We start from the raw sequence: 18,495 nt of genomic DNA on the forward strand, positions 1-18,495 counted from the left end.
TAATCAAAGGTGAGAAAATGAAGATGCTTCGTAAAACATTCGGTGCTGTTGCAGTAACTTTAGTAACATTTTCCCCTGTCTTGAGCACAACAGTGTTTGCAGCGTCTACACCTGCGTCTGAGCAACAGGCAACACAAAGCCTTGTAAAGCAACTTTCTGGGTTGCGTAGTTTTACTGCAAATTTTGAGCAAACAACTAAAGCAAGTGGTAAAACAACTCTTACACAGAAAAAAGGTCTAACATCACAGCATCTAAATCAAACATTTACAGGTGTCATTAAGGTTGAGCGTCCGGGTAAGTTTTTTTGGGAAACAACACAACCATCTAAGCAGTCTATTATCACGACAGGAAAGACAATTTGGATTTATGACCCTGATTTACAGCAAGTTGTACGTCAAAATGTAAGTGATCAGGTGGCAAATACGCCAGCTCTTTTACTATCAGGAAATACCAATACGATTATGCAAGCGTATAAAGTGACACAGCCTGATCAAACAAAAAACTATTACACACTTTTACCTAGAGCGAAAGATACAGCTTTTCAAGATTTAACCATTAGTTTTAGTACACAAGGTACACCAACACTTATGATTTTAAATGACTCACTGGGGCAAGTTACAACAGTGCGTTTTAATAATGTTTCCAAAAATGTTGATATTCCTGCGTCTGTATTTCATTTTGTCCCACCTAAAGGAACAGATATTATTGATCAATAATGAAAAATGAATAAAAAAACGCTATTTTTTATAGCGTTTTTTTGTTATGGCATACATTTTTATTAAAACTTTGTATAGTGTAGAGAAATCAATTTTAGGTTGTTTTATATGTATTTACAGCAAAAAATACGATTGGCTTTAATTTTATCGAGTTGTGCATTCACACTAGTTTTTGTTGGTTGTGAACATAAACAACCTACTTCTGATGAAAAAACAACAGCTGTTTCAGAGCAGAAGACATCTGCCTCAGAGGGTGTACCAGCAATTATTTCAGATACACCAATAAAAATTCATGCTGAGACAATGTCAATGGCATTGCCACAGAAAGTATCATGTGAATCTGATGAATGTACCGAATATAAAGTAGATACTATTGAAACAAATGTAGATTGGATTAATGATTATTTTGTAAGGCGTCTTCAAAAAGATGCACCTTTAGCTTTTCAGAAATCTATACATTTACCTGCATCGACAGCAGTATCTTCACAAATTAATCAAAGTAGTTACAGAGCTCGATTTTTAGGACAGAGAGATAATTTAGCCATTTTTGCTTTAGATACGACAACGTATGCTGTAGGTGCTGCACATGGAATGTATCATCATGAATATGTTGTTTTTGATTTAAATACCCGTAAGCGTATTACAGTAGCAGACTTGTTTGGTTCAGATAAACAAATAGCAGTTTATCAAGCACTGTTTAATGCCAATAAATCTTGGCTAGAAGCGCATGGAATACAATCAGGTCATTTAGAACCAACTGATAATTTTTATTATAATGGTAAGGGCTTGGTATTTGTTTATCCATTATATGAGTTGGCGCCATATTCAGAGGGAATGACTGAGCTAGTTTTGCCGTATAGTGCAGCAAAAGGGCTAATAAATTCACAATACCTACCAAAGTGATTATTACACCTACAGTCACTCATGAACTTTGGTGTACTGTAGGTGAATACATCGAAGTACGTTTATTTTTATGAATGAACAGATTACACTATATCTAGTTTTTTCATACAATCAGATGAGCTATGATCGACCCTAAATTACTTAGAAATAATATTGAAGCTGTAAATTTAGCGTTAGCAAAACGCGGTGTTCAACTTAATGTAGATGAATGGGCATCTTTAGAGTCACACCGTAAAGAGTTACAGTCTAAAACAGAAAACTTGCAAGCAGAGCGTAATGCTGGTGCGAAGCAAGTGGGTCAAATTAAAAAATCTGGTGGCGATGCATCTGAAGTTATGGCACGTATGCAGGCTATTGGTGATGAAATTAAAGCTGCTGAGGTTGAACTTTCAGAGTTACAAAATGAAATAGAACAAAAGTTATTATCAATCCCAAACTTACCTGATGAATCTGTGCCTAAAGGTAAAGATGAAGCGGACAATGTTGAAATTGCCAAATGGGGAACACCTAGACAGTTTGATTTTGAAGTTAAAGATCATACAGATTTAGGTGAGTGGATGGGTGGTCTAGAATTTGAGACTGCAACAAAACTTACAGGTTCTCGTTTTAGTGTTTTAAAAGGTCCATTAGCACGTCTTCAGCGCGCACTTACACAGTTTATGCTTGATACGCATACACTTAAAAATGGTTATACAGAAGCATATGTTCCATATTTAGTAAATGCAGATAGCCTAAGAGGAACAAGTCAACTTCCTAAATTTGAAGAAGATTTATTCAAATTACAAGGTGAGAAAGAGTATTATTTAATTCCCACTGCAGAAGTACCTATTACGAACTTTGTGCGTGATGAAATTATTGATGCAGCTCGTCTTCCATTAAAATATACAGCACATACACCATGTTTCCGTAGTGAAGCGGGTTCTTATGGTCGAGATACACGTGGTCTAATTCGTCAGCATCAATTTGATAAAGTTGAGATGGTTCAAATTGTTAAGCCTGAATCTTCTATGGATGCTTTAGAAGAGTTGACATCACATGCAGAAGGTATTTTACAGGCACTTGGTTTGCCATATCGTAAAGTACTACTTTGTGGTGGCGATATGGGCTTTGGTGCAGTAAAAACATATGATTTAGAAGTGTGGGTACCAAGTCAAAATACATATCGTGAAATTTCAAGTTGTTCAAATATGGGTGACTTCCAAGCACGCCGTATGAAAGCACGCTACCGTAATGAGCAAAAGAAAACAGAACTTGTGCATACATTAAATGGTTCGGGTCTTGCTGTTGGTCGTACATTACTTGCATTAATGGAAAACTATCAACGTGCAGATGGTTCTATAGAAGTGCCTGAAGTACTTCGTCCTTATTTAGGTGGTTTAACATTTATTGACTAAATAGATGTTATAGCAAGTTTTCACAGTATACGGTAAGTTGTAATTAAGGGGTTTTTGTGGATATTTTTCCAATTTCATTGAAATTGAAACAGCAGTTATGTCTTATCGTTGGTGGTGGAAGTATTGCTTTTCGTAAAGCATCATTATTAGCCAAAGCTGGTGCAATACTTCATGTTGTTGCACCAGAAGTAGATGTAAATCTAAGAAACTTAGTTGCATCTTCAAATGGTGAAGTTAAACAAAAGCCTTTTGATGAGTTAGATTTAGATCAACCCTATAAATTGGTGATTGCAGCAACAGATCAGGCAGATGTAAACCATCATGTGTTTGTTGCATGTGAACAAAAGAATTTATTGGTTAATAGTGTTGATGATATTCCGAACTGTCGGTTTATGGTGCCTGCACTCATTGACAGATCACCTCTAGTGATTTCTATTGCTTCAAATGGAACCTCGCCTGTATTGTCTAGGCAGTTACGAACACAACTTGAAACGCTTATTCCTCATGGTATGGGAAAGCTTGCAGAATTTTCTGGAAGATGGCGTAAAGCGGTTAAAGAGAAAATAAATAATCCTGATGAACGCCGTATATTTTGGGAAGATTTATATGCGAGTCCATTAAAAGAGCAGGTTTTTAACGATAACTTATCGACTGCAAATCAAATGATTGAAGATGCGCTTTCCAAGTGGAGTACACCAAAAGGCGAAGTTTATCTTGTTGGGGCAGGGCCAGGTGATCCTGAGTTATTGACTTTAAAAGCACTTCGGTTGATGCAGCAAGCAGATGTTGTAATTTATGATCGCTTGGTTTCTTCACCTATTTTAGAATTATGTCGACGAGATGCTGAAAAGATTTATGTCGGTAAAGCACGATCAAATCATGCGGTACCACAAGAAGGTATTAATCAACTTTTAATTCAATATGCTTTAGAGGGAAAGCGTGTTTGTCGTTTAAAAGGTGGAGATCCATTTATTTTTGGACGAGGTGGGGAAGAAATCCAAGAATTAGTTACGGCAGATATTCCTTTTCAGGTTGTTCCCGGAATTACAGCTGCATCGGGTTGTTCAGCTTATGCAGGTATCCCGTTAACTCATAGAGATTATGCACAGAGTGTTCGTTTTTTAACAGGGCATTTAAAAGAAGGATCTCCTGAGTTACCTTGGCAAGAACTTGTATATGAAAACCAAACACTTGTTTTATATATGGGATTGGTTGGATTAGAAAAAATTTGCAAGCGTTTGATAGAGCATGGGCAAAGACCAAATATGCCTGTTGCACTTATTTCTAAAGGAACAACGCCAGAACAGAAAGTGGTTGTGGGTAACTTAGAAAATATTGCAGAAAAAGTGATGCAGTATGAAGTACAAGCACCTACACTGACAATTATTGGTGAAGTTGTGCAATTAAGAGAGCAGTTGCAATGGCAGTAATCTAGATTAGCTAAACAGAAAAGTAGAGAAAAATTTGTGATACATGTTGTTTTATTTGAGCCTGAAATTCCTAGTAATACGGGTAATATTATTCGCTTATGTGCAAATACAGGTGCGCAGTTACATTTAGTAAAACCTTTAGGATTTGAGCTAGATGATAAAAAATTAAGACGTGCGGGTCTGGATTATCATGAGTATGCACGTATGAAAATTTGGGATCATTTTGAAGAGTGCTTGAGTTACTTAGGTCAGCAAGGTATTAAACATATTTTTCCTTTAACAACAAAAGGGAAAGCAACACCTCATACAGTCAATTTAAATCAGCCTGTTGCATTATTGATGGGGCCTGAAACAAGAGGGTTACCAGAAAGCGTACGGAAAATGTTTCCTGAAGAACAATGGATTTGTTTACCTATGGCCGCAAACTCACGTAGCCTAAATTTGTCCAATGCGACGGCTGTAATTGTATATGAGGCATGGCGTCAGCAAGGTTTTAAACCTTTGATTTAAATATATAAGTTATATAGCAAAAAGCCTTAAAATTTGTAATATATCGATTATAAAGATAGGGCTTTTATTAACTAGATGATTAAATGCTAGAGAAATATTTACATCAAGGATTGATGAAAAACTCTGGACTGATATAAATGGCCAATAAAAATTACATCTAAAGATATCGTACTTTAAAAATTTATTTGTGACAGATAATATTAGTAAATATGTTTAATACCGCATTTATAGAATAAATAATACGTAGAATCAAAGATATATTTCTTTGTAATAAAGATAATTTTAGTAGAGTAAAGGCTGAGGTTTCATCCTTAAAATGATTTGAAATAATTATTTTATACTTTTGAATAAATTAAATCTGTAAGGAGTATTAAAAATACTGTATGTGATACCATGATGATATATTATTTTTTTCTAAAAAAATATAAAATTCAATGAGTAATTAAAATAGTTAAGTCTAATTTAAATTTTTTTTAATACTGGAGTTGGTGTAATTTCAATATAATTTTACATCTGCTGTAAAATATTTTACTAAGTTTATCGTCAGTACTTATTATTACATATAATTTATATTATATGTATTTATTCCTTTGATTTAATTAATAAAAATAATAAGTATTTAAGTGGTGTGAATTGAGTAAATAAACGATTTGTTATTTAGGTAATTGAAACCATTTTTATTGATGCTTTGGCTCTAGTACTAAGATCAGATTATTGATCAAAGTCAAAAAACCGATATCTATATCAATCCTCTTCTGATTTTGGTAGACCAATAGTATTTAGAAATTAAAATACAATTTCTTGGGTTTAAGGTTATGATATTTAAAAATTTATATTTATAGATATGTGTAGTAATCAAGCTTCTATTTCTATAATAAAACATCCTAAATAAAAAAATAGTAATCTAAAATATACTATAAGATCTTGATTTTTTTATAAAATGTATTTTTAGTTACTAATATTTTATAGAAATTATTATTTGATTTATTGTATGTATTATTTTTAATGATATTGATATTATTCCTAGTTTTTTTGTATTTTTAATAGTTTTTTTGTTAATTAAAATCACATATTTATACTTTTTTATTAGATGTGATAAGTATTATTAATTTTATATATTTTTTTATTATTTGCTTTTTTATAAAATAATATTAAAACTAAAATAACATTAAAACTAAAATTTAATTAAAACCACAATGTAAAACAAATAGAGGTATAAAAGTGAATAAAATATATAAAGTTGTTTGGAATCAAATAACTAATTCTTGGGTTGTTGTTTCTGAAATTGCGAAATCTAAAGGAAAGTCTAAAACAATAAATACGACAGTAAATGATAAGAAAAGAATAAAGAAGTCGTTAAGATTTACTTTAACCGCAGTAATAATCGCTTTAAGTAATTATATGTCTATATCATCTGCTATTGCAGCAGGTGGTGTATATATTAATGATGGGGTAGATAATGGATGTATGCAGCTAGTAGATTCAGGTGGAACAACTCAGGGAGTTAATTCTGCTTGTAATGTGACGCCATCTACACAGACAACGGAGTCTCTTTTTTTTGGGCCTAGTGGGACGGCTAAAGACAGTAGTGGAGCATCTTCTAGTTTAAGTTTGGGGCAAAACCTCTATGTAAATGGAGGGAGAGCTGGTATTACAGATATATTGAATGGTACTTATTCAACAAGAATAGGGAGTGTATCTACACTTAATGCAAGTGCTGGCGTAAATGCTATAGCAATAGGCTCCTCTCAAACATCAACGAGTGATGGTAGTACGAGTAAAGGAACATCAGCTACGGGGAATCAATCTATAGCGATTGGGTCTAGTGCTTCAAGCGCACAGACAAATGCGATAGCGATTGGTACTTCATCAAGTGCAACTAGCTTAAATAGTGCTAGCTTCGGCTCGGGTGCATCTGCAACTGTACAGGGTGCTACAGCAGTTGGTTATCAAGCCACTAGTTCTGGCGCAAATGGGTTAGCCATAGGTGCTTCATCAGAGGTTGTAAATTCAAATACAAATTCTACAGCAATTGGTGAGCACAGTGTTGCAGGTAATTCATCTAATAGTGGTTATGGTCAGCAAGTTGCAGTAGGTTCAAAAGCAGAGGCTACGGGCGACCAGTCTACAGCTTTAGGTAATGATGTTAAAGCAACGGGTAACTCTAGTATTGCAATTGGTTCAGATGATATTAATAGTGCAATTGATACCGCAGGTGCAACATATACAAGTATAACAGGTGATACGTTAACAAAGAGCCAATGGCAAAGTACAACATCTAGTGGAGCTGCATCAACTGCGTTAGGTGCACAGGCAGTTTCTGCAGGAGCATTTTCTAGTGCGCTTGGAATGAAATCTACAGCAAATGGTAATGCTTCACTTGCACTGGGTACTACATCCTTAGCGGATGGACAAGGTTCTATTGCAGTTGGTGCAGTATCCAAAGCATATCAAAGTGGCTCTATTGCAGTTGGTATTAACTCTTATGCAGATGGTACAAATGCAGTTGCTATAGGATCGGGTAGTACAAAAAAATCTGGAGCCAATGCTTCTGCAAGTAATTCAGCGGCATTTGGTACAGGTGCGGTAGCAAGTGGTTCAAGCTCAACAGCACTAGGAGCATCATCCTCGGCATCTGTAGATAATAGTGTTGCACTTGGTGCAAGTTCTGTTGCTTCAACAGCAGCCGGTTCAGTTGGGTATAACCCACTTACTGGTAATACATCTAGTTCTACAACATCGACTTGGAAATCTACATACGGAGCGATATCTGTAGGGGATACAAGTAATAGCATTACCCGCCAAATAACAGGACTTGCAGCTGGTACACAAGATACTGATGCTGTCAATGTTGCTCAGTTAAAGCAGGCTAGAACTTATACTTCAAATTTAGGGGCTTCTACAACTTCAGCTTTAGGCGGTGGAGCAACTTATGATTCAAGCACAGGTACGATCAGTGCACCAACATATAAGACAACAAATACAGATGGAACAACAAGCAGTGCAAACAACGTTGGCGATGCATTAACAAACTTGAATAGTCAAGTTGTGAAACCAATTACATTTGGTGGAGATACAGGAACCGATGTTACTCGTAAATTGGGTCAAACCATTACGGTAAAAGGTGGTGTGACAGATACCTCTAAATTGACTGATAACAATATTGGTGTGGTTGCAAATGGTACGGATGGCCTAACGGTTAAGCTTGCCAAAGCAATTGATTTGGGTAGTGATGGTAGTGTTACGACAGGCAATACAGTACAAAATAATACAGGGATTACCACGACAGACAGTAGTGGAAATAAAGCTGTACTGTCAGGTTCAGGTACAAGTATTACTGGCAAAGACAGTAGTGGCAATAGCATTAGTGCGAATTACAGTTTGACAGGTTCAACCATTAAAGATGCTTCTGGTGATACCAACACAACGACAGCAACGACCAATACATTAACTGATGGTACAACAGGCAGTAGCACAGCAACTACTGCTTCAGGTACGACGGTAACTGCGAAAGACAGCAGTGGCAATACGACAGGACAAGCAATATATGGTGCGAACAATAGCACATACATGAACTATACCAATGGTACGGCTACAGGCACAGCAGTTGTTGGTGGAACAGGTCTAAGCTTTACAGATGCAAGTGGTAAAACAACAGGACCAAGCGTAACGGCTACAGGTATTGATGCCAACGGCACTACCATCAGCAACTTAAAAGATGGAACAGCATCTACAGATGCAGTGACCAAAGGTCAGTTAGATGCTATTGCATCTGCAGGAAGTGATAAATCTAATACAGTAGGTACAAGCACAGCCTCAGCTTTAGGTGGTGGAGCGACTTACGACTCAAGTACAGGTACGATTAGTACACCGACTTATACAACAACGAATACAGATGGAACAACAAGCAGTGCAAACAACGTTGGCGATGCATTAACAAACTTGAATAGCCAAGTTGTGAAACCAATTACATTTGGTGGAGATACAGGAACCGATGTTACTCGTAAATTGGGTCAAACCATTACGGTAAAAGGTGGCGTGACAGATACCTCTAAATTGACCGATAATAATATTGGTGTGGTTGCAAATGGTACAGATGGCCTAACGGTTAAGCTTGCCAAAGCAATTGATTTAGGTAGTGATGGCAGTGTTACGACAGGCAATACAGTACAAAATAATACAGGGATTACCACGACAGACAGTAGTGGAAATAAAGCTGTACTGTCAGGTTCAGGTACAAGTATTACTGGCAAAGACAGTAGTGGCAATAGCATTAGTGCCAATTACAGTTTAACGGGTTCAACCATTAAAGATGCTTCTGGTGATACCAACACAACGACAGCAACGACCAATACATTAACTGATGGTACAACAGGCAGTAGCACAGCAACTACTGCTTCAGGTACGACGGTAACTGCGAAAGACAGCAGTGGCAATACGACAGGACAAGCAGTATATGGTGCGAACAACAGCACATACATGAACTATACCAATGGTACGGCTACAGGCACAGCAGTTGTTGGTGGAACAGGTCTAAGCTTTACAGATGCAAGTGGTAAAACAACAGGACCAAGCGTAACAGCGACAGGTATTGATGCCAACGGTACTACCATCAGCAACTTAAAAGATGGAACAGCATCTACAGATGCAGCGACCAAAGGTCAGTTAGATGCTATTGCATCTGCAGGAAGTGATAAATCTAATACAGCAGGTACAAGCACAGCCTCAGCTTTAGGTGGTGGAGCGACTTACGACTCAAGTACAGGTACGATTAGTACACCGACTTATACAACAACGAATACAGATGGAACAACAAGCAGTGCAAACAACGTTGGTGATGCATTAACAAATCTGAATAGTCAAGTTGTGAAACCAATTACATTTGGTGGAGATACAGGAACCGATGTTACTCGTAAATTGGGTCAAACCATTACGGTAAAAGGTGGTGTGACAGATACCTCTAAATTGACCGATAATAATATTGGTGTGGTTGCAAATGGTACAGATGGCCTAACGGTTAAGCTTGCCAAAGCAATTGATTTGGGTAGTGATGGCAGTGTTACGACAGGAAATACAGTACAAAATAATACAGGGATTACCACGACAGACAGTAGTGGAAATAAAGCTGTACTGTCAGGTTCAGGTACAAGTATTACTGGCAAAGACAGTAGTGGCAATAGCATTAGTGCCAATTACAGTTTGACAGGTTCAACCATTAAAGATGCTTCTGGTGATACCAACACAACGACAGCAACGACCAATACATTAACTGATGGTACAACAGGCAGTAGCACAGCAACTACTGCTTCAGGTACGACGGTAACTGCGAAAGACAGCAGTGGCAATACGACAGGACAAGCAGTATATGGTGCGAACAACAGCACATACACGAACTATACCAATGGTACGGCTACAGGCACAGCAGTTGTTGGTGGAACAGGTCTAAGCTTTACAGATGCAAGTGGTAAAGCAACAGGACCAAGCGTAACAGCGACAGGAATTAATGCCAACGGCACTACCATCAGTAATTTAAAAGATGGAACAGCATCTACAGATGCAGTGACCAAAGGTCAGTTAGATGCTATTGCATCTGCAGGAAGTGATAAATCTAATACAGCAGGTACAAGCACAGCCTCAGCTTTAGGTGGTGGAGCGACTTACGACTCAAGTACAGGTACGATTAGTACACCGACTTATACAACAACGAATACAGATGGAACAACAAGCAGTGCAAACAACGTTGGCGATGCATTAACAAATCTGAATAGTCAAGTTGTGAAACCAATTACATTTGGTGGAGATACAGGAACCGATGTTACTCGTAAATTGGGTCAAACCATTACGGTAAAAGGTGGTGTGACAGATACCTCTAAATTGACCGATAATAATATTGGTGTGGTTGCAAATGGTACAGATGGCCTAACGGTTAAGCTTGCCAAAGCAATTGATTTAGGTAGTGATGGCAGTGTTACGACAGGCAATACAGTACAAAATAATACAGGGATTACCACGACAGACAGTAGTGGAAATAAAGCTGTACTGTCAGGTTCAGGTACAAGTATTACTGGCAAAGACAGTAGTGGCAATAGCATTAGTGCCAATTACAGTTTAACAGGTTCAACCATTAAAGATGCTTCTGGTGATACCAACACAACGACAGCAACGACCAATACATTAACTGATGGTACAACAGGCAGTAGCACAGCAACTACTGCTTCAGGTACGACGGTAACTGCGAAAGACAGCAGTGGCAATACGACAGGACAAGCAGTATATGGTGCGAACAATAGCACATACACGAACTATACCAATGGTACGGCTACAGGCACAGCAGTTGTTGGTGGAACAGGTCTAAGCTTTACAGATGCGAGTGGTAAAGCAACAGGACCAAGCGTAACAGCGACAGGTATTGATGCCAACGGTACTACCATCAGCAACTTAAAAGATGGAACAGCATCTACAGATGCAGCGACCAAAGGTCAGTTAGATAGTGAAATCGATCAAGTAACCAGTAGTGTCAGCAAACTTTCAGGGAATGCTGTTCAATATGATAAAAATGAGGATGGTACAGTTAACTACAACAGTATTACTGCTGGCGGAGGGAATGGCACAACAGCTGTTATTGGTACAGATAGTAAAGGCAATAGTGTAGTTACAAGTGGTGGAACAACACTGACGAATATTGCAAATGGTGTAAATGCTTCAGATGCAGTGAATAAAGGTCAATTAGATACCTTAGCTACAGATATTAGCAATAGTGTTACTAATGTTACAGATGGAACTGGTAACAGCGTTAATATTACTAATCAGATAGTTAATAAAAATATTAGTAATTTAAACGATGCGTCTTTATTTCTAACTTATGATAAATCAGGCCAAACTGTAACTGACCAAGCTACTATCGGTGAAACTATTCAAAGTATGAATAAGAATGGTATTAAATATGCGCATACCAATGGTGATTTGAGTAAAATTAATGGTTTGACTAACGATTCTAGTGCGGGTGGTATTTATTCTACAGCTATAGGTGTTAATGCGATTATTGATGCGGCAGCAGATAATGCAGTTGCTTTAGGTGTCAATACGAAAGCAGACAGTAAAGCGGTTAGTTCAGTAGTGATTGGTAATAAATCTGAAGTAAGTGGAGAGTCTGCAATTGCGATTGGAGACAGTGCAAAAGCTTCAGGGAATCAATCAATTAGTATTGGTACAGGAAATACTGTTTCTGGTAATAATGCTGGTGCATTTGGTGATCCAAGTACAGTAAGTGGTAATAACAGCTATAGCGTAGGTAATAATAATACTGTATCTACTAATAATACTTTTGCTATAGGTAATAATATTACTCAAACTACGGATGGTTCAGTTGTATTAGGTACGGGCTCTGCTTCAAGAACAGCTGGAGAAGTCAGTGGTTATACACCAACAACTGTTGCGAGTAGTGACAAGCAAGCAATTTCAGCAACCACTTCAACGACTGGTTCGGTAGCAGTGGGTGACTCAACAAATGGAGTTTATCGTCAAATTACAGGTGTGGCCGCAGGTACGCAAGATAGTGATGCAGTTAACGTATCTCAGTTAAAATCAGTAAATAATAAAGTTGATACAAGTACTAACTCTATTGTGAGCATTATTGGTGGGGGCTCTAAAGTAAATACAGATGGCTCGATTACTACACCAAGCTACAATATATCAGGGCAAACACAAACCACTATTTCAGGCGCTCTAAATGCCTTGAATACAGCAGTTCAAGAGGCAAATACAACTGGAAAAGCGATAGATGTTGAAAGTGTTACAGCAGGAAATACGGTTTTAGACAAGAATGGTATTTCTATGAGTGATAGCTCAGGTAATACATCCTCAATGACCGCTTCAAATATTGCATTAAAAGACAGTAGTGGAAATACTACAACGACAAATGCATCTGGTATAACCGTTGTAAATAATACAACAGGTACAAATGCAAAATATAATGCAGATAGTACTATTTATACCTCTAAAGATGGTTCAAGTACATATGTTGGTACAGATGGCCTGAACTTTAAAGATTCAGCAGGAAACACTACAGGTCCTAGTGTTAGTAAGAGTGGTATAGATGCAGGAGGTACCACAATTACAAATGTTGCTGCTGGTACAAAAGCGACTGATGCTGTTAATAAAGGTCAGTTAGACTCAGCGGTTGCCAATGTTAATACTACTGTAAGTAATCTTTCGAACTCATCTGTTCAATATGATAAGAATGCTGATGGTAGTGTGAATAAAGATAAAATTACATTAGGCGGTGGATCTACAGGTACTACAATTACAAATGTTGCAGATGGTAAAATTCAAGATGGCTCAAAAGATGCTGTAAATGGTGGTCAAGTTGCAGCAGTTAGAGATGATTTACAGACTCAGATTACAACAAATAGTAATAGTATTAGTAGTATTCAAAGTACAGTAAGTGATTTGACTAGTGGTAAATCAGGTGTGACTCAACAGGCTGATAATAGTAGTGATATTAATATTGGTAAAACGACAGGAGGTACTAAAGTTGATGTATCTGGAACATCTGGAAATCGTCAGATTACAGGCGTTGCTAATGGTACACTGAGCTCCACTTCATCAGATACGGTTAATGGTTCACAACTATATACAGCAAATGGTAATGTTGCGAGTTATTTGGGGGGTGGTGCATCAGTTGGTAGTGATGGACAAGTTACTGCTCCAAGTTACACATTATCAGATGGTAAAACATATCATGATGTTGGTAGTGCAGTATCGTCTGTAGATAACCGAGTAAGCAATTTAGAAAGTGCATTTGTTCAGACTGGTGAGCAAATTAATAAATTAAGAAATCAAACTAATGCAGGTATTGCTGGTGCCATGGCAGTTGGCAACTTACCACAGCCTAGCGAAGCTGGTATGAGTATGGTGAGTGCTGGTGTAGGTGGATATCGTGGTGAGGGTGCAGTATCTGTGGGTGTGAGCGCAATCACAAATAGTAATAAATATATCTGGAAGTTTGGTGCTTCTGCCGATACAAGAAACAATGTAAGTGGTGCAATTTCTGTTGGATATCAATGGAAATAATATAATCTAGTAAGAAAGTTGTACTAAAAATCCCAATTTATTTGGGATTTTTAGTGGATAATAAATCTGAGTTATTGGTAAGCCAAAAGGTTTCTTTATTATATATAAAGACGTATAGATTCTAAGTAAATATCTTTGGAGTATGTTGTAAGCTATTTTTAAGTCTATCTAACTTAAAGAAATTCTCAATATTATTTAATTAATCTATTTAGATAGATCTTACTTTAGATATATATTGTTACTTGGCTGATTGATGTCTGCTGAAAAAACAGGAGGGTTTAACTTGGTAAACTATACATACTCATCAGGAGTTTACCATGAGCAAGAAACACAAGACGTATACGGCAGAATTTAAAGCTGAAGCGATCAAAGCAATAGAAGCCAATCAAGGCAATGTATCCCAAACAGCTAGAGAACTCGGCATTTCCATGCAAACCCTTTCGAACTGGAATACAAAGGCAAAGGCAGGGACTTTAGCCGGTACAAAACAGTATTCACCTGATCTAAATGCTTTACTCGAAGAAAATAAAAAACTTAAACAGCAGCTTAAAACAGCCGAAATGGAACGTGAATTTCTAAAAAAGGCAGCAGCGTACTTTGCCAAAGAAAGTCAGTAAGGTACGCCTATATGAAATCGCAAAGACACTTATTTCCTATTATTTTGATGGCTCGCTTACTTCACGTATCAGTTTCATGCTTTTATGATTGGCTAAAACAAGGTGTGAGTAAACAATCAATTCAGCGAAATCAACAAGCAATTTTGGTCAAAATAGCACATGAGGAAACGAAACAGAGCTATGGCTATATTCGTTTAACCAAGCATTTACAGGCTCAGGGCGTAAAAATTAGTGCCTATGCCGTTCGTCAGATAAAAAAGTTAAATCAGCTGTATTGTAAGCGCCACAAGCGTTTCAAAAGAACAACGAACAGTGACCATAACCGAGCGATCTATCCAAATTTGCTTGAACAACAATTCTCAATGATTAAACCAAATCAAGCGTGGTCGAGTGATATTACGTATATATGGACAACTGAAGGCTGGTTGTACTTAGCAGCTGTAAAAGACCTTTACACGAAACAAGTGGTTGGCTACAGCTTAAATGAGCGTATGACAGCCAAGCTTGTTTGTGATGCATTGAATATGGCTATTCGCAATCAAAAACCAACTAAGGACCTCATTGTGCATTCAGACAGAGGCAGCCAATATTGCGGTCATGAATATCGAAACTTACTTGAAAAATGTGGCTTTCAGGGTTCAATGAGCAAGCGTGGCGATTGTTACGATAATGCACCGATTGAAAGCTTCTGGGGCATACTCAAAAACGAATTGGTGCATCATCATAGCTATAAAACGAGGGAAGAAGCCAAAGCGGAGATTACAAAATACATAGAGTTATTTTATAATCAACGAAGAATTCAAAAAGGTTTGGATTTTAAGACACCAAATCAAATGGCAGAGGACTTTTGCAAGTTGGCTGCCTAAAATCTCCCAAGTGAAAGTCTCCTGATAATTCAGCACACATCAGATGGTCTTAATTATTTTCTTTTAATAGATAGGAAAGGAAAAATTAAATAAGTCAAAGTCTTTATATAAAATTTATAGTCTAGTTTTATTTTTAAAAAAGCCAGCGATAGAAATCGCTGGCTTTTTAATTTAGTCGTTTTTATATTGTGGTGGTGGGATTTTAAATCCTTTTGTTTTATAACCTAGAAATAGAACACCAATAACAGCCCATACAATTCCCCATTTCAATGCAGTGTGATCGATCTGTAGCCAGAGTAGACCTACTGCAATAAAACCAAGACTTGGTATGGCAATATAGTTGAAAATTTCTTTAGGTGTTTTAACACGATTCTCACGAAGTGCGTATTGTGAAATTACTGAGAGGTTTACAAAACTAAAGGCAGTTAGGGCACCAAAGCTAATTAAAGATACAACGTGATCTAAATCTGTAAACCCTGCTGATAATGCAATTAAACCAACCAATATAATATTGAATTTTGGTACAGCTGTTTTAGGGCTAATTTGACCAAAGTATTTTTTATTAAATACACCATCACGACCCATTACATACATTAAGCGTGATACACCTGCATGTGCTGAGATACCTGAAGCCATTACCGTAATAATTGCAAAACCAAGAATAACTGATTTAAATAGCTCACCACCGACGATACGTAAAATATCGGGTTGAGTTGCATTAACATCTGAGAAATATTGGCTAGGATTCCCTGGGAAATATAATTGCATGAAGTATGTTGCTGCAATAAATATTAAGCCTGAAATGAGTGCAGTAAGGAAAATAGCACGTGGTAGTACTTTGTCTGTATTATGCGTTTCTTCTGCAAGAGAGCTTAATGCATCAAATCCTGTGAATGAAAAACATAATATTGTTGCACCCGTAATAAGAGCACTGACTTGTGCATGATCGCTAAAAAATGGTGTGGTTGACCAAATTTTTGCATCATGTGCTTGAGAAAGACCAAGTGTATTTAATGCAGTATTACCTAAGAGTAGCTGTTTAATAATTAAAAATGTAAAAATAACAATGACTAATATTTGAAAAAGTACGATTAAGCCATTGAAGTTTGCAACAAATTTAATGCCCTTAAGATTTACCCAAGTCATAAATAGAGTTAAACCAATAACCCATATCCAATGATTTACATCTGGGAACATACTTGTAAGGTAAATAACAGCAAGAAGAATATTGACCATAGGGCTAAGGATATAGTCGAGGAGAGAAGACCAACCCACCATAAAGCCTGCATTTGGATGAATAGAACGCTGAACATAGGTATATGCAGAACCCGAAGATGGATAACGCTTAATCATATGTCCATAGCTAATTGCAGTAAATAGTACTGCTAATAGAGCAAAAAAGTAAGATGTTGGAACGTGTTGAACACTTGCTGCAGATACCATTCCAAAGGTATCGAACAAAGTCATGGGTTGTATATATGCCAAACCAATAACGATAATGTGTCCAAGGAGAAGAGATTTTTGCAGTGATGCTGCCGGTTGAGTCCCAGATGTATTATCCAACGGCGATATCCTCATGTTTTTTGATCAAGGATCAGCTATAAATTAAGGATCGTTTAGGACGAACGATCCTCCCTACTTTTGAGTGAAGCGCGCAATTTTATAGTAAGATTCTTAAATTTGTAAGGAAAAATAGTTTTTTTAACAATATTTGTTTTTTCTTACGGATTGCTTTTTTATTTATATAACAAAAAAAGCTCAAAACACAAACGATTTTGAGCTTTTCTATAGATGAGATTTACCAAGCTTTTTCTAGAATATTTTTTAAATCTTCAAGTGTAGCTTCTTTAGGGTTATAGATAATGGAGCCATCATTAAGTGCTTTCTCTGCAATTTCATCAAACTGTTCATGAGAAACTTTATGTGTTTCACGAAGTGTTCTAGGCAGTTGAACCATATCAAAGAGCTGATCACGCATTGCCAAAATCATACTAATAGTATGTTCGGCTCTATGTTCTTGAGGCGTTGCAGCATAGATTTCGGAGCCAGCAATAGGTAACAGAAGTTCTGCAAGCTTTTGTGAATTATGAGATAGGTTATAATCGAGTACATATGGCAAAAATAGGTTCATACATAGCCCATGAGGTAAGTGCGAAACAGCACCAAGCGCATGACCTAAAGCATGAATAAGGCCTACCATTGAGTTTGAAAAAGCAATACCTGCCATTGTTGAGGCTTGTGCAAGTTCCAGTCTTGCCTGTTCATTTTTAGGGGCCTTGAGCACAGTAAAAAGGTGAGTTGTCACTTTTTTAATGGCAGCTGTTGCATATGCATCACTTAAAGGATTTGCCGCCATGCAGGTGTATGCTTCAATAGCATGTGTGAGTGCATCCATTGCAGTCATTGCAGTAATATGTCTAGGCAATGTTAAAGTCATTCTTGGGTCTAGAATGGCAGCATTTGGCATCAGATAATTCGATGCAAAAGCAAGTTTTACATTATTTTTTTTGTCTGCGACAACAGCAACCATAGTTGCTTCAGAACCTGTACCAGATGTGGTTGGAATGACGAAAAGAGGTTTAAGAGGCTTTGGAAGGTTATGTGCACCTGAATATTTTAATAAATCATGACCACCTTCTGAAACTAAAATATTGGTTGCTTTAGCTGTATCAATTACTGAACCGCCACCAATTGCCAAAATTGAATCACAATTGTGTGCTCTATAGGCATCTGCTGCTGCTTTCACAGTTTCTAAACTGGAATCTGCAGGTACATTATCAAAAATATGACCAATTTGATAATTTGCAGCAATAAAAATATCTTCAATAGGAGAGATAAGGTTATTTTTGCGAATGCCTTCATCGGTGATAATCATTGGGTTTGTTGAGCCGAGTGTATGTAGCTCAAAAGGAATATTTTCTAAAGCAGCATGCCCAGCAATGATTTTAACGGGACAAAAAAACTCATAATATGGTTTTGTCATAGAT

General features: G+C 37.1%; 8 protein-coding genes and 1 pseudogene. 7 read left to right on the top strand and 2 right to left on the bottom strand.

Annotated elements, in window-relative coordinates; translation table 11 throughout:
- The first annotated feature begins 17 nt into the window (after positions 1-17).
- The 7 genes and pseudogenes from lolA to AC1MPL_RS06065 all read left to right on the top strand — a co-directional run bounded on the left by lolA (position 18) and on the right by AC1MPL_RS06065 (position 15,508).
- Positions 18-716 carry an outer membrane lipoprotein periplasmic chaperone LolA gene (lolA, locus tag AC1MPL_RS06035; RefSeq protein WP_479764908.1) on the top strand — a complete coding sequence of 233 codons (699 nt, stop codon included), beginning with the start codon at positions 18-20 and terminating at the stop codon, positions 714-716.
- A gap of 108 nt (positions 717-824) precedes the next feature.
- The gene (locus AC1MPL_RS06040) at positions 825-1,619 is read left to right on the top strand and encodes an RsiV family protein (protein ID WP_479764909.1); all 795 of its coding nucleotides are present in this window, start codon (positions 825-827) and stop codon (positions 1,617-1,619) included.
- A 122-nt stretch (positions 1,620-1,741) separates the two neighbouring features.
- Entirely contained in the window at positions 1,742-3,013 is a 1,272-nt protein-coding gene (gene serS / locus AC1MPL_RS06045; RefSeq protein WP_479764910.1) for a serine--tRNA ligase, read from the top strand.
- 56 nt (positions 3,014-3,069) lie between these two features.
- Positions 3,070-4,443 (top strand): siroheme synthase CysG, encoded by a 1,374-nt coding sequence (gene cysG / locus AC1MPL_RS06050; protein WP_479764911.1) that lies wholly within the window; start codon positions 3,070-3,072, stop codon positions 4,441-4,443.
- Between the two features lie 36 nt (positions 4,444-4,479).
- A complete protein-coding gene (locus AC1MPL_RS06055) occupies positions 4,480-4,953 on the top strand; it encodes a tRNA (cytidine(34)-2'-O)-methyltransferase (RefSeq protein WP_479764912.1) in 474 nt (157 codons plus the stop codon).
- Positions 4,954-6,189: 1,236 nt separating this feature from the next.
- A pseudogene (locus tag AC1MPL_RS06060) lies at positions 6,190-14,025 on the top strand (YadA-like family protein); the annotation flags it as partial.
- A 317-nt stretch (positions 14,026-14,342) separates the two neighbouring features.
- A protein-coding gene (locus tag AC1MPL_RS06065; RefSeq protein WP_479764079.1) for an IS3 family transposase occupies positions 14,343-15,508 on the top strand; the annotation gives its coding sequence in 2 pieces (ribosomal slippage) (positions 14,343-14,601 and positions 14,601-15,508; 1,167 coding nt in all).
- 171 nt (positions 15,509-15,679) lie between these two features.
- Here the strand turns inward: AC1MPL_RS06065 and AC1MPL_RS06070 are convergent.
- Both AC1MPL_RS06070 and AC1MPL_RS06075 read right to left on the bottom strand, forming a co-directional pair.
- Positions 15,680-17,086, bottom strand: coding sequence for an APC family permease (locus tag AC1MPL_RS06070; protein ID WP_479764913.1), 1,407 nt, complete (start codon positions 17,084-17,086; stop codon positions 15,680-15,682).
- A 220-nt stretch (positions 17,087-17,306) separates the two neighbouring features.
- Positions 17,307-18,491 carry an iron-containing alcohol dehydrogenase gene (locus AC1MPL_RS06075; RefSeq protein ID WP_479764914.1) on the bottom strand — a complete coding sequence of 395 codons (1,185 nt, stop codon included), beginning with the start codon at positions 18,489-18,491 and terminating at the stop codon, positions 17,307-17,309.
- Positions 18,492-18,495 lie beyond the last annotated feature (4 nt).

It is taken from the genome of Acinetobacter sp. N1-1 (genome assembly GCF_056711485.1).

What these genes read in the sequence shown, in the direction of transcription:
- lolA (WP_479764908.1), top strand. Translation starts at nt 18, where the DNA reads ATGAAGATGCTTCGTAAAACATTCGGTGCTGTTGCAGTAACTTTAGTA.
- AC1MPL_RS06040 (WP_479764909.1), top strand. Translation starts at nt 825, where the DNA reads ATGTATTTACAGCAAAAAATACGATTGGCTTTAATTTTATCGAGTTGT.
- serS (WP_479764910.1), top strand. Translation starts at nt 1,742, where the DNA reads ATGATCGACCCTAAATTACTTAGAAATAATATTGAAGCTGTAAATTTA.
- AC1MPL_RS06070 (WP_479764913.1), bottom strand. Translation starts at nt 17,086, where the DNA reads ATGAGGATATCGCCGTTGGATAATACATCTGGGACTCAACCGGCAGCA.
- AC1MPL_RS06075 (WP_479764914.1), bottom strand. Translation starts at nt 18,491, where the DNA reads ATGACAAAACCATATTATGAGTTTTTTTGTCCCGTTAAAATCATTGCT.